Annotated in this window: 10 protein-coding genes and 1 pseudogene; 7 read left to right on the top strand and 4 right to left on the bottom strand. The window is 61.1% G+C overall.

The annotated features are described in order from the left end of the window. The first annotated feature begins 707 nt into the window (after nt 1-707). The gene (locus tag A9J21_RS30215; RefSeq protein WP_066742886.1) at nt 708-3,425 is read left to right on the top strand and encodes an autotransporter outer membrane beta-barrel domain-containing protein; all 2,718 of its coding nucleotides are present in this window, start codon (nt 708-710) and stop codon (nt 3,423-3,425) included. Nucleotides 3,426-3,505: 80 nt separating this feature from the next. On the opposite strand, the gene A9J21_RS30210 is transcribed toward A9J21_RS30215, so the two are convergent. Then, nucleotides 3,506-4,396, bottom strand: coding sequence for an MBL fold metallo-hydrolase (locus A9J21_RS30210; protein ID WP_156546393.1), 891 nt, complete (start codon nt 4,394-4,396; stop codon nt 3,506-3,508). A 107-nt stretch (nt 4,397-4,503) separates the two neighbouring features. Beyond that, nucleotides 4,504-5,379 (bottom strand): LysR family transcriptional regulator, encoded by an 876-nt coding sequence (locus tag A9J21_RS30205; RefSeq protein WP_066742880.1) that lies wholly within the window; start codon nt 5,377-5,379, stop codon nt 4,504-4,506. Nucleotides 5,380-5,649: 270 nt separating this feature from the next. Here A9J21_RS30205 and A9J21_RS30200 point away from each other — a divergent pair, with 270 nt between their 5' ends. Together A9J21_RS30200 and A9J21_RS30195 are read left to right on the top strand one after the other, a co-directional pair. After that, nucleotides 5,650-6,693 (top strand): succinylglutamate desuccinylase/aspartoacylase family protein, encoded by a 1,044-nt coding sequence (locus tag A9J21_RS30200; protein WP_066742877.1) that lies wholly within the window; start codon nt 5,650-5,652, stop codon nt 6,691-6,693. A 75-nt stretch (nt 6,694-6,768) separates the two neighbouring features. Then, nucleotides 6,769-8,121 (top strand): MFS transporter, encoded by a 1,353-nt coding sequence (locus A9J21_RS30195; RefSeq protein WP_066742874.1) that lies wholly within the window; start codon nt 6,769-6,771, stop codon nt 8,119-8,121. A 272-nt stretch (nt 8,122-8,393) separates the two neighbouring features. Here the strand turns inward: A9J21_RS30195 and A9J21_RS30190 are convergent. Continuing rightward, nucleotides 8,394-9,452: pseudogene (locus A9J21_RS30190) on the bottom strand (GntP family permease); the annotation flags it as partial. Between the two features lie 261 nt (nt 9,453-9,713). Continuing rightward, complete coding sequence (locus A9J21_RS30185; RefSeq protein ID WP_066742872.1) at nt 9,714-11,096, bottom strand: replication initiation protein; 1,383 nt, start codon at nt 11,094-11,096, stop codon at nt 9,714-9,716. A gap of 1,390 nt (nt 11,097-12,486) precedes the next feature. On the opposite strand from A9J21_RS30185, the gene A9J21_RS30180 reads away from it, so the two are divergent. From A9J21_RS30180 to A9J21_RS30160, 4 genes are all read left to right on the top strand, one after another. Further along, nucleotides 12,487-13,695, top strand: a complete 1,209-nt coding sequence (locus tag A9J21_RS30180; protein ID WP_066742870.1) for a ParA family protein — start codon at nt 12,487-12,489, stop codon at nt 13,693-13,695. Next, nucleotides 13,692-14,666, top strand: coding sequence for a ParB N-terminal domain-containing protein (locus tag A9J21_RS30175; protein ID WP_066742867.1), 975 nt, complete (start codon nt 13,692-13,694; stop codon nt 14,664-14,666). Before A9J21_RS30180 ends, A9J21_RS30175 begins: the two co-directional genes overlap by 4 nt. 295 nt (nt 14,667-14,961) lie before the next feature. Further along, nucleotides 14,962-15,948 (top strand): hypothetical protein, encoded by a 987-nt coding sequence (locus tag A9J21_RS31845; RefSeq protein ID WP_156546377.1) that lies wholly within the window; start codon nt 14,962-14,964, stop codon nt 15,946-15,948. Nucleotides 15,949-16,843: 895 nt separating this feature from the next. Continuing rightward, nucleotides 16,844-17,269 (top strand): helix-turn-helix domain-containing protein (locus A9J21_RS30160; RefSeq protein WP_156546374.1); only part of this gene is annotated, 426 nt, incomplete at its 3' end.

Raw genomic sequence — 17,269 nt, 5'->3', positions numbered from 1 at the left:
ACAGCTTGATGGAGTCGTTCAGCCGGTGTATCGAGGTCTAGTGTCTTGCGCGGGTGTTCATTGAGGCGCCTGGCCACAGCATTGAACTTGGCCCTGGATATCGGTCGCGATTTGGAAACCGATCTCGCATAAGCGCATCCTCTACCGAGTCGTCCGACCGACCAAAATGTTCGCGCTGAACATTGGTAGCGGCAAGCCAAAACGCGCCCAAGCAAAAATTGACTCGTCAGAGTCTATGATCCGATTGCGCGATCCCGGCAAATAGAATTCCCTAAATCTTCCTTTGAAATTATTCACTTCCTCCATCATCACGGGTGGTCGTACCCTGCCGTCAGCCCTTTCGCTGCGCTGTTCGGAAAGCACCTTCGCGGGGAGTCCATCAAATGAGAATCCGATGTGATTTGCGTCGCCGGGCCTTCAGGCGGACCCTGTTTCTAGCGGCAGTGGCCGGCGAAACGCTGTCTCTGGGAACATCCCAAACCGCACTGGCCGCGGGTCTGTTCGTCGATACCATCACGGCGCGCACCGGATTGAACATTGCGAGTAACGGCAATGGTCGCTCGGGCTCGGCGATCTATGTCACGACTAACGGTAATCTCACTGGAAAGAATCTAACCGCGACAACGACGAACTCCGCCGCCTCCGCCCTCGCAGCCGATGGCGGTGGCATTGCATCGCTGACTGGCGGAACCCTGGCCTCGACATTCTTGCTGGCGCAGCAACCCGCACTCTCCTACGCGGTGTTCGCGCGCAATGCTGGTTCATCGATCACGCTGAACAACGTTGCCGTTACCAGCGTCGCATCTTCCGCCGTGGTCGCTTCGGATTCAGGCCAGGCAAATCTGACCGACGGCACTGTTTCGCTAACCCGGGCCAGTCCCACCGGCGTTGAACCAGCCATCGCAGTGCTGGCGCTGACCAAAGGCTCGGTCAGCACCCTCAACACGGATATCACGGTAACCGGCGACCAGCTACGAGGGGCCGCCAGCCAAGGCGCCTCGATGAGCGTGACGGGCGGCACCGTCGCCGTGAGCGGCGCCAACTCATACGGCCTGTATGCGGACCGCGTGGACACCAGCGGTCCGGCCGGAAACCAACTGACCGCGAACGGCGTCACGATCACCACGACCGGCAATGGCTCCAACGCGGTGCACGTCATCACCGGTGCGAATGCATCGCTGAACAACATGGACATCACGACGGCCAGCGACGACGCCATCGGCATACATGTCGGACAGGGCGGCACTGTTGACGTCACCGGTACGCTGAAGGTATCGACGCAAGGCGCGCGCGCGTACGGCGCAGATGCCGGCGGTCTGCGCTCGCCGGCGACGCTGAATCTCGGCATCACGGGCACCATTGATACGTCCGGCGCCCAGGCGCATGGACTGCTGGCGCGCGAGGGGGGCATCATCACCTTGAATGGTGGCACGGTCACCACCGCTGGCACCGATGCATCGGCCATCGCCGCGCGCGCGTCGATTATCAACGTCACAGGCGCCACACTTGCAAGCAATGCCGGTGCCGGCGCACTGGCCGTCGGAAGCAGCGCGGTAGCGCTCACTAATACCACGCTGACCGCCGCAGGACATGGCATCAGCGTCGCGGCACAATCGGGCCTGATCACGGCATTGCCGCCAGAGTTGCCGGACGGCGCGACCCAAGCCGTGCCAGCCACCCCGCCCGCCGCCCCCGCTTCGAACACGGTAACCGTGCAGGGCGGCAGTATCAGCGCCGGTGGCGACCTGTTCCACGTCGAGGGCACGTCCGCGAGCATCACGCTTTCCGGCGGCGCCCAGACCAGCACCGGCAGCGGCCTGCTGCTCAATGCGCTGACATCTGGCGCAAGCGGCAGCCGGGTCAACTTCGTCATGAACGGCGTCAGCGCGACCGGCGATATCGCTTCGGATGCCGCCAGCATCGTGACCGCCAACCTTCAGAACAGCTCCGTACTGACCGGCAAGATCGACCCGGTCAGTCTGACCGTCGACGGTACCAGCCGCTGGAACATGACCGCCAGTTCGCAGCTCAACAACCTGGGCATGGCGAGCGGCGCGCTGATCCAGTTCCAGCCGCCCGTGGCCGGCGCCTTCAAGACACTTACCGTGCAGAGTGCGCTGACCGGCAGCGGCACCATCGGCCTGAACACCGTGCTCGCGAGCGATGGCGCGGCCAGCGACCAGGTGGTCGTCAACGGCGGCACCGCCACCGGCACCACAGCCCTGCGTATCGCCAACGTCGGTGGTACAGGCGCGCTGACCACCGCCAACGGCATCCAGGTGGTGAATGCCACGAACGGCGGCACCACTGCCGCCAGCGCGTTCGCGCTCGACGGACGCGCCGTGGCAGGTGCCTACGAATACCGCCTGTTCCGCGGCAGCACCGATGGCACCAACGCCGATGCGTGGTATCTGCGTTCGGAGGCGGGCCCGGTTCCGCCGACGCCACCGGACCCGCCCAACCCGCTGTATCGCCCGGAAATCGCCGCCTACCTCGCCAACCAGCGCCTGGTCGGCGAGATGTTCGTGCACAGTCTGCATGACCGCCTCGGCGAGCCGCAGTACGTCGAGGACCAGGGCTTCATTCCCGATCAGGACAAGCCCCGTTCGGGATGGCTGCGCGCGGTGGGCAACTGGCAGGGCAGCAAGAGCGCGAATGGCATCTTCAAGGCCAGCACCAACTCGTTCCTGCTGCACGGCGGTGCCGAACTGGCCAAGTGGAAGGTCTTCGGCAACGGCGCGGATCGCGGCCACCTCGGCCTGATGGGCAGCTACGGCTACGCCAACACCAATGCCAACGCGCAAGGCAATCCGTTCAGCGCGAAGGGTACCGTCGAGGGCTGGAGCGTGGGTGGCTATGCCACCTGGTACCAGAACGATGAGAGAAAACTCGGTGCCTATGTCGACACCTGGTTGCAGTACGGCTGGTTCACCAACCATGTCGACGGCCAGTACCTGCCCTCGGTGCGCTACAACGCGCAGGGCTGGGCCGCGTCTGGCGAGACCGGCTATGCGGTACCGCTGCGCAACGACTGGGTCATCGAGCCGCAGGGCCAGTTGATCTACGTGGGCTACAACGAATCCGACATCACCGAGCCCAATGGCACCAACGTCAGCGGCGCCAACTCGCATGGCTGGATTACCCGGCTTGGCGCACGCTTTCATCGCACTTTCCTTCGCGCGGACAATCGCAAGATCCAGCCGTACCTGACGCTCAACTGGTGGCACACCAGCGTTTCCAGCAGCATCTCGTTCAACGACCTGCCGCTGGGCAGCATGTATCCGAGCAACCGCTACGAGGTGAAGCTCGGCGTGAATGCAGATATGGGCAAACGCTGGACGGCGTGGTCCAACGTGTCAGGCGCCTGGGGCGCGCAGAGCTACTACCAGTACGCACTGCGCGTGGGAATGAAGTACGCGTGGTAGGGAGCCAAGGAGACAGGCTCGATATGCGCCGGACGACTGCGACCGGGCCTACCGACTGTTTGTTGAAGCTTGCCAGCGTATCACTCAAGATTCTGATTAGCGTAGGACCACTCGAATCCAGTGCTAGCGCGCTTGACGGTTCCTGCCGAAGTCTCGGCAAAATGCGCGGAAAAGACCGTCGCCTCCGTCCTTGCGGCGTAATCGAGCATGGCAAGACGGGAGGCGCGGGCCTGCTCCGGCAACTGGCAGAAGACCGAATTCCATTCCGGGTGATGGACTTGCAGCGCGCTGTGCATGACGTCGCCCGTGAAAAGCGCCGTTTCTCCGCGAGAGCGGATCTCGATGGCCATATGCCCGACGCTATGTCCAAACGTCGGGATAAACCTGATGCCATCGAGAATCTCCGCCCCCTCATCCGGCACGACGCGCGCCTGCCCCGCCTCCATAACAGGCTTGACGCTGTCCTCGAACACCATGCGTCGGCCCGCACCTTCCGGTGACGCAAAGAAGTCTCGCTCCCGTTCGCCGAACACGTAGGTGGCATGGTCGAACAGCGGCATCCAGCTTCCGCCCCGGTTAACCGTGTTCCAACCGACGTGATCGACGTGCAAGTGGGTCAGCAGCACGTAATCCACTTGTTCAGTGCGAAAACCCGCGGCTTCGAGACGCGCAAGCACCGGATTGTCGAGGCGGTCGAACAACGCGCTGAACGGGCGCGACTTGCCATTCCCAATGCCAGTATCAACGACAATCGTGTGCCCTTCTATCTCGACGAGCCACAAGTGAGTCTTGAGCGGTACGCGTCGATTGGTCAGGTCAAGGCTATCTGTTGCAAAGCGCTCTCGCAACGCAAGCCCATGCGCCTCGGTCCATGCAGGAAAGAGCTGCTCGGGTGCCAGCGCAAAGCTGGTTTCGTCGATGCGAGTAATCTTTGCCGCTCCCACTTGGTGGGTGTGTGGGAAAGTCTTCATGGACATACGGACGCCTGCGACGTCCTGACAAATGACATGCGTTTAGTATCGCGCAAGACGCCGGTCGCTACCAATGCCTTTCAGGTAGGACGGTCATGCCTTCCAGGCTAGCCGAATTGCGCCGCGAAGCGCTTCAGCGCGGGATTCTGTTCTGCAGCCGCAAAGCAGAATTCGAGCGGCAACGGCACCGATAGATCACGCAATGCGACAAAGCGCACGCGCGTTGGCGGACGGTCGCGATTTGCCGCATTGACGATGGCGGCACCCATGCCCGCCGACACGAGCGATAGAATCGCCGTTTCCGTCGTGGCCTCCTGGCGGATATCGAGCGTGAGGCTGGCCGCCGCGCACGCGGAAAGCAGGTGATCGTAGTAAGCGGGATAGACATGCCGCGGAAAGGCAATAAACGGTTTCCCGCCCAAGTCGGCTGCAGCGACGGAGGCAAGGTCCGCAAGCGGCCACGTCGTTGGCACGGCCAGCACGACGTTCTGTTCGAGAATGCGAACGCTGGCGATACCTTCTGGCAGCGTACCGAAGCGATAGCAAAAGCCTCCGTCGAGCCGATCGGTGGAAATGGCGTCCAGCTGTTCCGGCGTATTCATCGGCATGAGTTCGAGGGCGATATGCGGCGCAGCTTGTTCGAAGGCGTGCAGCGCTTCCGAGACGACGCCACTCCAGGCCGCGTTCTCCACGAACCCGATACGCAGATGGCCCTGCACGCCTTCCGCAATCCTGCGCGCAAGGCGGTTGGCTGCATCGACGTGCGCCAGGATCTGACGTGTTTCCTCCAGGTATGCCTGCCCCGCCGGCGTCAGCTTCAGGCCGCGCGGGGTGCGCTCGAACAGCGCTGCGCCTATCGACTCCTCGAGATCCTGGATCTGCCGCGATATCGCGGGCTGGGTGACATGGAGCTGTTCCGAAGCGGCGCGCACACTGCGCAGTTCCGCAACGGCGCTGAAATAGCGAAGGTGCCTGAGTTCCATGACGTTTCCCAACAAAGGTTTCCGAACAAAGCGATCGTCCGGCGATGATACCGTCACGCCCCGCCCGTCTGGGGATATCCGCGCTGGACGATTGATCCGCCTGTCTACGATCGCTTACGTGTCGCCAAAGTCGTACTACCTTGTCTGCCTGGAAGATAGGCGAGGCGATGCCTCCTAAGCATCGGCAGCCGCAATCAACGGCAATTGTCCGGCCTCATCAAATAGTCAATAGTTTGTGCATGTTCGTTCCCGGCTTCCAGGAGACATCACTTGCCTAACCAAAACTTCCCCGAGACCCGTGCAGCTTCACAGAAATCGTTGATCTCTACGGACATCGACTATGACCGCGAGGGCTTCCAGACGGGCACCTTGCGCATTCCGTATTCGCACGATCGCTCGGCCTACGGACATATTCCCACGCCCGTCGCCGTGCTCAAGCGCGGCGAAGGCCCCACGATCCTGCTGACGGGAGGCAATCATGGCGACGAGTACGAAGGGCCGGTGGCGTTGATGAAGCTGCTGCAACGCATGCCTGCGATGCGCATAGAGGGGCGCCTGATCGTCATTCCTGCGTTGAACTTCCCCGCGTTCCTCAACGGCTCGCGGACCTCACCGATCGACCGGGGCAATCTGAATCGCATGTTTCCTGGCGATCGCAATGGATCGCTGACGGCAATGATTGCGCACTATGTCGATACGGAGCTCTTTCCGCGTGCGGACATCGTGTTCGACCTGCACGCAGGCGGCGCATCGTTCGACCACATGCCGACCTTGCTCGCGGCGCTTCCCGGAAATGCAGGACGGCATGCGGAATACATCCGGCTTGTGGACGCGTTCGCCGCGCCGCACACGATGGTCATGGATTTGCTAGGTGAAGACCGGACCTACGGTGCCGCGGCGGAGCGCCATGGCACGCTGTTCCTGTGTGGCGAGTTTGGCGGCGGCGCGGCTTGCAACGTCGATGGCGTGAAGATCGTCGAGGACGGGTTGCGCCGCTTCCTTCAGGCGGCAGGGCTCACGCGCGACGACCCGCGCGCAGAGATCGCGCCCCCAACCACCCTGCTTCGGGTCGACGGCGCCCGCCACTATCTCTTTGCCCCCCGGCATGGCGTGTTCGAGCCTTGCTTCCGACGGGGCGATACCGTGGCGGCGGGCCAACTGGCGGGTCGACTTTTCGATCCGCACGCACCATGGGAGGCGCCGCGCGAACTGCATTTCGCGGGCGATGGCATGGTGGTCTGCGCACGGACGTTCGCGCGCGTGGAACCTGGCGACTGCATCGCGTTGCTGGCGGGAGAAACGCAGTGGCAATAGCAGTAGCAGGCCGCGATGCACGTCGCCCGCGGTCACGTCCCACCGGCTCCCGTTACCAATACCCCTGCCAGCTCCATGCCGAACAACCGATACCCTTCTCCCGACGCATCGCATAGCGCGTTCTCCCATGCGTACATTGTTGGGATGTTTTTCCTGTGCTTTGCATTCTCCTATATCGACCGCCAGGTGGTCAGCATTCTGGTTCAGCCGCTCAAGGCATCGCTGTCGCTGAGTGACACGCAGATCGGTCTGCTTCAAGGCATCACCTTTACGATGTGCTACGCGACCGCGGGCGTCTTCGTGGCGCGGCTCGTGGACCGGTCCAATCGCGTCTTGCTCAGTGCTGCATGCGTAGCCATCTGGGCCATCTCGACCGCGATGTGCGGTACCGCCACGACGTTTTGGGAGCTGCTGATGTGGCGCGCGGGAACGGCGATCGCCGAGGCCGCTCTGAGTCCCGCAGCGTTGTCGATCTTCAGCGATCTCTTCCCGCCCCGGAAAGTTGCGCGGGCCAGCGGCGCGTTCATGCTGGGCCCGTATGCGGGAGGCGGCGTCGCGCTGCTTGGCGGGGGTGCGCTGCTCGGGTGGATGGAGCAGCCTGCAATGGCCGCATGGCTGTCCGCGCATGACCTCCGCCCCTGGCAGATGGTGTTCTTTACCGTGGGGCTTCCCGGCATCGGACTCGCTGCGCTGGTGGCGCTGACCATCAGAGAGCCCAGGCGGCAGGGCGTCCTTGATGCAGCGGGAACCTGCGACGCCCCGCCGTTGCGCGAGGTTCTGAAGGAACTGTTCGTGCGCAACCGCTTCTGCCTGCCCTATTTCTTCGGGTATGTGGCGCTGATCCTGCTGTTCTACTCACACGCGGCGTGGTTTCCAACGATGGTCATCCGCCGATTCGGGCTGAGTGCCAGCGAGGTAGGCAAACTTGCTGGACCCATGTACATGCTCGGAGGAATGGCAGGCGTGATAGCCGCCACGCTACTCGTCGGAAAGGTCACGGATCTCGGGGCGTTGCGCAAGGTGCTACGTATCGCCGCATGCGCTGCCACTGCACTCGTTCCGGCGGCTTGCCTCGCGCCGCTCGCCCCTACGGCGATGCTGGCCCTGCTTATGTACGGCGTTTGCGCCTTCGCCGCGAGCGTCGTCATGGCGCTTGCGCCCGTGCCGCTGCAGATTGCCATTCCCAATCGGATGCGCGGCCGGGCCATCGCGATGCTCGTGTTTCTCACCAATGCCATCAGCGGAGGCGTTGGTCCGTTCGCGGTGGGCTGGATCAATGAGCGGTTGGCCGATCCGCAGCATGGACTGGCCACGGCGCTCGCCATCGTGGGCACAGTCGCCGCGGCATCGAGTTGCCTGCTCTATTGGATCGCCACCCGAAATTCTCCTCGACCCGAACCGGATATCAAAGCCGCGATCGGCACATGATGGTCTCACTCCTCCTTAACAGTTCCGCGCAATATCGCTGCGGTCTCGACGATTGATCACCGTACGGCATCGCACGAGGCCGGGGAGGCCACGAGCCCGGGAGGACGGGTCGATACCGTGAAGAGGCCATTGCACGGCAGTACAACCGTGCAGGCCTGTTCAAGGATCTGCAAGACGGATCGAACTCGTCGCGCCTCATTGAATCCTCTCGTTGTCTTAACATCCACTTCGCGGAAGATCACGCAAAGCAGCCTCATCCGCCTGCCTGTTCCTCAATGCATGGGAATCGCCGCATTGAAGATCAGCACCATGAGCAGTCCGACGACCGCAACGATCGATTGGACCACCGAAATCGTCTTTGTCGCTTCACTCATGGTCATGCCGAACGATTCCTTGACCATCCAGAAGTCCGCGTGATTGGCGTAGTTGAAGAACAGCGATCCGCAACCGATCGACAATGCCAGCAACGGCAGGTTGAGGCTCGGATCGCTGCCGGCCAGCGGCGCAAGCAAGCCGGCAGCACCGACGATGCCCACGGTCGCCGACCCCGTCGAGACCGATAGCAGCATCGCGATCAGCCAGCCCAGGATCAGCGGCGGAAACGCGAGCTGCTGAGTCAGATGCACGATGGCATCGCCCACCTTGGCGCTGGTGAGCATCTGCTGAAATGCGCCGCCGCCCGCGATGATCATGATGATCGAGGCAATGGGCTTGAGACTGTTGCCCAGCGCACCGCGCAGTTTCTCGGGGTCGCCGCCGCGGGACGACACGAGTGCCACGATCGCGAACAGCACGCCCAACAACATGGCGATCAACGGATTGCCGAGGAAACTTGCCACGTGCAGCGCGGCACTCCCCTTGGGCAGCACCGTCTCCGCAATGGCATGCCCGAGCATCAGGATCGCTGGCAGCAATGCTGCCAGCACGCCGATCCCGGCGCCGGGCTGCCGGTCACCAGCGGTTTTCTCCGTGAGAGTGAACTGGTCCAGCAGGGCCTGATCGGGCCGGGTGGTCATGCGGGGAGACATGAAGGCACCATAAAGTGGACCGCCAAGAATCATGGCTGGAATCGCCGCAAGAAAGCCGTACAGCATCGTCGGACCCACAGACGTTTTCAGACTGGCGATCGCCGTCAGCGGCCCCGGGTGGGGCGGCACCATGCCATGCATCGCGGCCAGCGCAGAGATGACCGGAACGCCTACATAGACATAGGCCGATCCCTTGAAACGGCCCTTGCCCTCGAGTTTGCGCGCAACACTGAAGATCAACGGCAACATCACAACCAGCCCGACTTCGAAGAACATCGGAATTCCGACTACGAAAGCCACGAGCAGCGCGTCGAGGAAGATGACGGAATAGACCTCGTGTTCGCGGCCGGCGAGCTACGTGCGGACGTAGTCCTTGACCTGTGTCGCCGCCACGAACACACGTCCGCGCGGGATCATCTCGTCGATCACCTGTCGGGCCGCGGTGAGGATCTGCTCGGGCGATGCGGGGTGGAAGTTCCCGTGTTCATCACGTGCCAGCAAAGTGGAGGCGAACGAGGAAAAATATTGCGAAGACTGCGCAGCCGGTTTCCCGGCAGCGGCGAGTCAGGCTGCCACCTTGCCTGTCAGGACAAACGAAAGCACATCGTCAGCGGTGGGCACGCCCCAGGTCTGGTCGGCGAGCCATTGGTAGAAGCGTGTCTGGGCGACCTTGGTGGCCCGCTTGTGGGTGGCGAGTTTCTGGTCCGCAAGCACGCACTGTTCGTTGTATCGCTCGATCAGCGATATCTGCTCATCGGCGGCCAGGCTGACAAAATACCCGTGTGCGCTGGGCAGTCGCGCGGCGATATAGCGCTCCATCGCCTCTTGCGCGGACTTCGCCGGCACGGGCGGCACGACCGCCGGTTCCTCTTCCGCCGCCCCGCCCTCCCCGGCGCTGGCCAAGTTGCCATCGGCGCCGCTGCTGGTGCCACTGTCGGTGCCGCGCGCGACCATGTCGGTCAGGATCTTGCGAAAATGCGCGCTCACGTTTTCGATCACTGGGACATCGCTTGCGGACACGCGCGCGCGGACGTGGGCGATCGCCTCGAACAGGATCGCAGGGGCATGGGCTTTGGCCAGCCTGCTGGCCTCGCTTGCCGGCAGGCCCAGATCGACGATCGCCTGGATCAGTTCGCTGATATCGGCCTCACCGGCTCCGGCAGACGCGTCGCCCGGCACATCGCCGCTGGCGGACGCCTTACGGGTGATCCTGAACTGCAGTTCGGTAACGGAGCGACCCACCTTGTGCTCGATGAGTTCGACTTCGTGATCCGACACATCGCAGATCTCCGCGATACAGGGGTTGAGCACCGCGCGCTTGAAGATCTTGTATTCCTTGTACTTGGTCTCGCTCTCCTCGCGCCCAAGGATCAGATTGCGGAAGACGGTCAGCGGTATGCGCGCCGTGATCCCTGCGCGTTCGTAACGCACCGTGTTTTCCCAGAGCGCGAGCGAATGGGCCCGACGGAACAGCTTCGCGATCCGCATATCGATCATCGCGTAGCGCTCGGGGTTCAACAGTTCTTCGCGAATCTGCGGAGCAAAGGAGTAGGACAGCAAGGAGCCCGTAATCCGCGCCCCCGCCAGCAGGGTTGAGCCCGTCCAGGTCGCTGTCCCGTCGCTGTCAAGTTGGTCCCAGTCGACAACCGTACGCATCAGCGACTTGGCCGTCTCCTTGATATAGGTGGTGTCCTTGGTGGTAAGCGCGAGGTTGGCCATCATCTCGGGGATCGAGATCTGGAACGTCTCAACCGTCCCGGCCTCCCCGAAGCGGTGTTCGATCGCATTCTTGATGAGCGCGTTGAACAGGCGTCGTTGTTGCAGCGTAAGCGAGCCGCCCACCGGTGAAACGTGGATGGCCTGAACCGCCTTCTTGAAGGGCTCGGCCGCCTCCGGCTGCTGAAACAGGGTGATCTGGCTGCCCTTGGGTGCCTTCGCGTGTGCCATCGACTTTACCTGCGATTTTTGGATGGGTGAAATGTTAGACGGCTTGCGTTCACCTATCAACATGAAGCGCGTTCGCGTCACGAATTGCTGTCCAGAAAGACGGTGCGGCCCCCAAAACTGTTCACCTATGGTGTGACACACCTGGCGACACGCGCGGCATGCCCGGCAAATACGGGAGCGGCGGTGGGGTAAGCGCTGGAAAAGGTGAACGATTTTGAGGAACGGTGTCTCTGAAGTGCGCGATATTCCATTGTCGATCTCTCCCAGCCACGAGTCGGCCGTCTGGCACCCCAAATCCGTTCACCTTGAGCGGGTCATTGGCGATGATGGATCTGCTCTGTCAGCTGTAAGTCGGTGCACACATAGGTAGGAAGCACGAAGTGGGTTGGGTGTCCAAATTCGAATCCCGTGGTCCTTACCAGTGGAGCGTCCCCTAATTCGTTCACCTTTTTGGATTCCCCAAATAGTGTCACCTAATCGTGCAGTGACGATGGTTAGCGCATCCACTGGTGTGCCTGCGGTCCTGGCGGCGTCCTATCTTGTCTATCCCCAAATCCCTTCACCTGACATTTGCGATCGCCATTCCCCAATTGTCTTCACCTTTATGGAAAGGGTGACGGTCAATTCCCTAAATGTGTTCACCCATTGCTAATACCGGTCGAGTTTCCCCAATACGATTCACCTTCAGCTCAACATCGTTTTGCCGTGGCCCCTACAAATCCCCAGTTGCAAAGGTGAAGGGCATTTTCGATTCGAATGGGACGGCACAGGGGACGGCACAAGGGACGGCAAAGTCAGCTTCTCGGATAAAGGTGAACAGAATTGGGGCGTGACGCCTCGCGTGTCCGCAATTAGGGTCCAGCGTTTCGTCGCTGCGGCGGTTCGCACTTGCCACTTCGTATCGTTTGGATGTGAGTCTCCACTTATCCTAAGACGCTTTACATTGCTGGAAGCTTCCGCTCTGTTCCTCCGGGGATCAAGGCCTCGTTCACCTTCAGCTGATTCGTGATCTGCGCGCAATACAGAGGCGTCTGCGAAAGGCGCGGCTGGGACCCGGAGCACCTGGTCCGCGTCACGCCTTCTTGAAATGCGATTGGCGTTTGCCAAATGCGGATGGGAAATACGCACCCAACCCAGTTCACCGAACAACGACGAGTTCAGGGGTTAAATGGAGAACTGCCACGGGCCCTGCAATGGAAAATCAACGCCGGCTGACACAGAAATGACGCGGTAATGACGCGTATACGCATCGGTGTGACGTAAACTTCTTGCGGTTTACGTATACGGTCGCTATTCTACGGCCAACCATTTAATTGACGGAAAGCGTCTAAGTTTTCGGTTCGGCGTCAGTCGAGCGCTTCGGGACCTTTCCAACGGATTTACAACTTTTATGGCACGCACGAGCTTACTCAAGGCAGAACTCCCGCGCCCAGACTTTTCAGACGACCACGGCCTGTCAATCGACGGGCTGGCGGCCGTTGCTGCGCAGGCTAATGACGTCTTTGGGCAGATTCGGGATGCCATGCTGGAGCCCTACCCCCGCAAGATCCCTCCGACGTTTACCAGTAGCCAGATCGCCTCGCTGTGCGGTGTGGACAAGGCGCGCTTCCACTATCTTGCCACCAAAGGCGGCTTGCCAGCGGGCACCTCGCAAGGCAACGGCCGGGCCAAGGTGTTTAGCCTGGAAGACGCCATCGCGTGGGTACAACACGCCAACGGTCGCGCCAAGCGGCCGGAGGGCCAGCGCGGGCGCATCGTCACAGTTGGTAATTTCAAGGGCGGTGTGGCGAAGACCACGACCGCGGTCTGCCTGGCGCAGGCCCTCACCCTGCTCGGCCGGCGGGTTTTGATTGTCGACTGCGATCCGCAGGGTACGACAACCCAGCTTTGCGGCTGGGCTCCGGATGCCGAGATTGCCGAAGAGCAGACGCTGCTGCCGCTGATCTATGGTGACCAGACGACGCTGGACTATGCCGTCCAGACGACCTATTGGCACAATCTGGATCTGATCCCGGCCTCGTCGGCACTGTTCGACGCGGAGTTCGAGATTCCGTCGAAGGTGCTGTCCGAGTCGGGCTTCGAGTTCTGGGACATCCTGCGCAAGGGTCTGGTGCCGCTGTCCGAGCAGTACGACGTGATCGTCATCGACACGCCGCCTGCGCTGAGCTACATCACGATCAATGCGCTGATTGCCTCGGATGGCATTCTGATGCCCTGCCCGCCTGACGGGCTGGACTTTGCCAGCTCGACGCAGTTCTGGCACCTCTTCTCGGATATCGCGAAGAAGCTGCCTGGCGTACTCGAGTCCAAGCGCTATGACTTCATCAACATCGTGCTCACCAAGGTGAAGCAGGATGCGGTGTCGCGGGTCGTGCGCGAGTGGATGGTCAAGGCCTACGGCAATCGTGTACTGAGCATCGAAATTCCCGAGTCATCGGTCCCCAAGGGCGCTTCGGCACAGCTGGCGACCGTCTATGACCTCTCCAAGCCCGACGGCAGTGTCGAAGCGTATCAGCGTTTCCGCGATCCGCTGGACAAGCTCGCCCTGCATGTCGACGACCAGTTCGTCAGGGCGTGGACAGAAAGGAAAGAAGTATGAGAATCGGCGACAAGTTGTTGGCGAAGACCGCCAACATCGCAGTCAAAACCAGTCCGCCTAAGCCCGACGCCAACGAGCCGAAGACATCGCCCGGCCGCATGCTTGCCGCGCAGTCTGCCGTGGCGGCGGCCGAACGCCGGGTTGCCGAGCTCGAAGCGAACGTCGGCAAGGCCGTCGAAGTCGCGCTCGACGAGATTGCCGAAGTCCCCGGACGTCGGCGCAAGCTCACGCCTGAACAGTACGCTGAGCTACGGGAGAACCTGCGTAATAACAAACTGGTTCACCCGATCACGCTCGTCGTGCGTGGGGATGGCAAGAAGGAACTCGTAGCCGGTCACAACCGGTTTTACGTCTTCAGGGAGCTCGGCCGGGACGCGATCCCGGCGGTGTTCGCCGATCTGGCGGACGTCGAGCAGATCGAGGAAGCTGCGTTCTATTCGAATCTGCTTTCCCCGTCGCTGCCCGACTTCGAGAAGTATCTGGGGTTCCAGAAGCACGTCGACCGCACAGGGCAGTCGCAACAGGACATTGCGGCGGCCGCGGGCATTTCGGCTGGGCACCTGAGCAAGCTGTTCTCGTACGCGCGTTTACCCGGATCCGCCATCGCCGCGCTGGAAGCGGCAAGCGATCGCGGTCGCCTGGGCGTGAACGCCGCTTACGAGATGGCAACGTTTTTGGGTGAACACCCGGATCAGGAAGCCGCGGTCACGGAGGTCGTGGAGAAGCTACTGAGCGATGAGAAGGTCACGCAGAAGCAAGCTATCGCCCTCCTCCATGCGCGCGTGCGGCAAAAAACTGCTGCGCCGGCGGCTGCGGAAACGCATCGAATCAAGGTGGGAACGCGTGAACTGTGTGCCGTGACGACGCGGAATGGGACGGTCACGCTCAAGTTCAAGAAGGCGGAAGACGCACAAGCCTGGGAAAAGCGGGTGCGCGAGTTCATCGAGGCCAACGCAGGAACGAACCACTAAAAAGCAGGATATCTGCCTTTTAAAACACATGAGAGAGTGAAGCGAATGAACTAAAGCACGCTTTTGACACATCCCTCACCACAAAGACAAAGGCCTGGGCGGGAACCCAGGCCTCTGCTGAGATTCGGACGGGAATCCGAAACTCGATTTGGTGGAGTTTGATAGATCAAAGCTCAACCTACACGTATCTACGGCGGGAACCGTGAACACGAGCCACAACGAGTGTTCAGTGTAGCGAGAGATTATGCCTAGTCAAGCTCCGGAGGGCGTTCGTCCTTAAAAAATCGGAGTCAATATGACTATTGCGCAACGCTACGCGCCGGGCGAGGCTGTCGCTCGCCCTTCTCCCCTGCCACTCGCGCTCATCGAAGCCCGAGCTGCCGTGTTCGATCCGCTTAATTGCCTGGACCTCGGGACTACCGCCCGTCGGGTCCTTTTTGGCATTCTGCGATTCTTCAACTTGTCTCGCCCTTCGTCCTCCATCTGGCCGCGCCGCGATCTGCTGCGTGCCGAATCCCTGCTCAACAGTGAGTCGTCTCTCTATCGCGGCCTGGCTGATTTGCAACGGCATGGCTACGTTGTCCGTGAGCAGATTCGCATTGCGCGTTCCGGACGGTTCCACGTCTCTCCCGTTCGACTTACAGAGAAGGCACAAATTCTTCTCGGTCTGGTCGGGAGGTCATCAAAAGAAGATTCGCGTCGAAAAGTTATCCACAAGGAACCGTCTCTCACAGTGGAAGACGGCCAATATAAGGAACATACCAACGAACGGAAGTCTTTACAGAATTCATTCGCAAGCGAGCCGTCCAGAGATATTGACTCGGCTTCCAAGGTCCCGCTTCCGCTGATCTGGTTGCTCAAGCTCGGATTGACTGCCCGTGCGGTGTTTTCGCTCATGGGTATCGCCAAACGCCATGGCAAGCGACTGGAGGACATCGCCACGGCATTCCGAGGACGCCTGTCGACGCTATCGAGCCGCGAGGCATACGCCTACATTCGGTCGCTTGCCGGAAAGGACCTGGACTTTGCTGCGATCGCTTCCGGCAAGGAAGGTGCTATCCGTGCCGCCGCTGAAGCGCAAAGTGCGAAGAACCTTCTGAGCTCGATCCTTGCTAAGTCGCATGGATTGACCGTCGTAAAACGCGACGGGACAAGCTTGGGGCGGATTGACGCACATGCCCAGGTCGTCATGGGGCAGGGGGGGTCGTTCCCAGTGAATCTGCGCTTCGCTATGGCCGTGCAGAAGGGGCAGCTAATCATTCGACGATCATCGCTCGCGTAGCTTGTGCTGCGGCCACGGCCATCGATCGCTTGTCCAAGCTTGAGGTGGGGAAAGGCTACGTCGGCGGCATCACCGTGTTCGATCGGCTGGAAGTGCTGTCACGGGAAGGAGAATTCCCGTTCGTGTTATTTCGTTAGCTTTTGCTGACTGCGGCGGGCCTATGTTTGCGAGATGCCTTTTGGCGCTGAGGAGGTGTTGGTCAGATGTCCAGCTTTGTCGGTGGACTAGATACAAGGCGAGCCGGTTTCTAGTAGAAACTCAATAAAATCAATGGGTTATGAAATCCATGGGTTTTTGCGTAGGGACCCCGTTTTTTGGGAGTTCCGTGCTTAGCCCGCTAACCAGTTGATTTGTAAGGGTTTCTATTAGAAAGAGGCTTGCTGCGATGTCGGAAGTTGTGTTGGCCAACCACGAAGGACATCCTATGTGCGAGGCTGACCAGAAGACACGATCAACGGGCGATGGCGTCAGGATCGTGCGCGCATTTTGGGGTTCGGTGGGCGTGCTGTGCACCACGGGACTGCGCTGCACGGATCGTCGCTGGTAGTGGCTGGCTTTCTGGATTCGCCGGGGCGCGCGGACGCGAACGACTCAACTAGGGTGCAGGCGAGTGCTGCTGAGGCGGACCGCTGCCGATAATGTTGGTGGGAGTTTGGATTTGTCAGCCGCGATGAACGAGGTCGAGAGCAAAGCATCGATGCATCGAAGCGGCCGGAGTCGTGACAAGCGAAGATCGGGGTCGCCGAATATTAGGAAAGGCCACCGTCATCCCCGAATAAAGCGCCGGGTGAGCGACTAGTTGTGAAGCTTCAATATGTTGTATCCGTGGTTCATCCGATCTGAGTCTGGAAAACTGGAAGTCGCCAAACACCCAGACTTCCAGGAGCTCAGCCGGATGAACACCCATAAGAATGCCCGACTCACCTTTGCCCGTCGACTGGAGATGGTTCAAGACATCACCGAACATGGCCTGAGCGTGCCTGAAGCCGCCGCGAGTCATGGCGTGACAGCACCAACGGCTCGTAAGTGGCTGGGCCGCTATCTGGCCGGTGGCGTGCCGGCGCTGGGCGACGCCTCGTCCCGGCCGGTACGTTCGCCCCGGGCCATTGATTCATCCAAGGCCCCGTTGATCGTGGAGTTGCGCCAGCGCCGGATGCTTCAGCGGCAAATTGCCCGCAGCGTTGGCGTGTCCGAATCCACGGTCAGCCGGGTGCTCGCGCGCGCTGGCCTGTCCAGGCTCGCCGATCTGCAGCCTCGTGAGCCCGTGATGCGCTATGAACATGCCGCACCGGGCGACCTGCTGCATATCGATACCAAGAAG

Origin of the sequence: Cupriavidus sp. D384 (genome assembly GCF_001652915.1) — a bacterium.
GTDB lineage: Bacteria > Pseudomonadota > Gammaproteobacteria > Burkholderiales > Burkholderiaceae > Cupriavidus.
The sequence above is the reverse complement of the archived record's forward strand: the minus strand, read 5'-3'. Positions and strand labels throughout refer to the sequence as shown.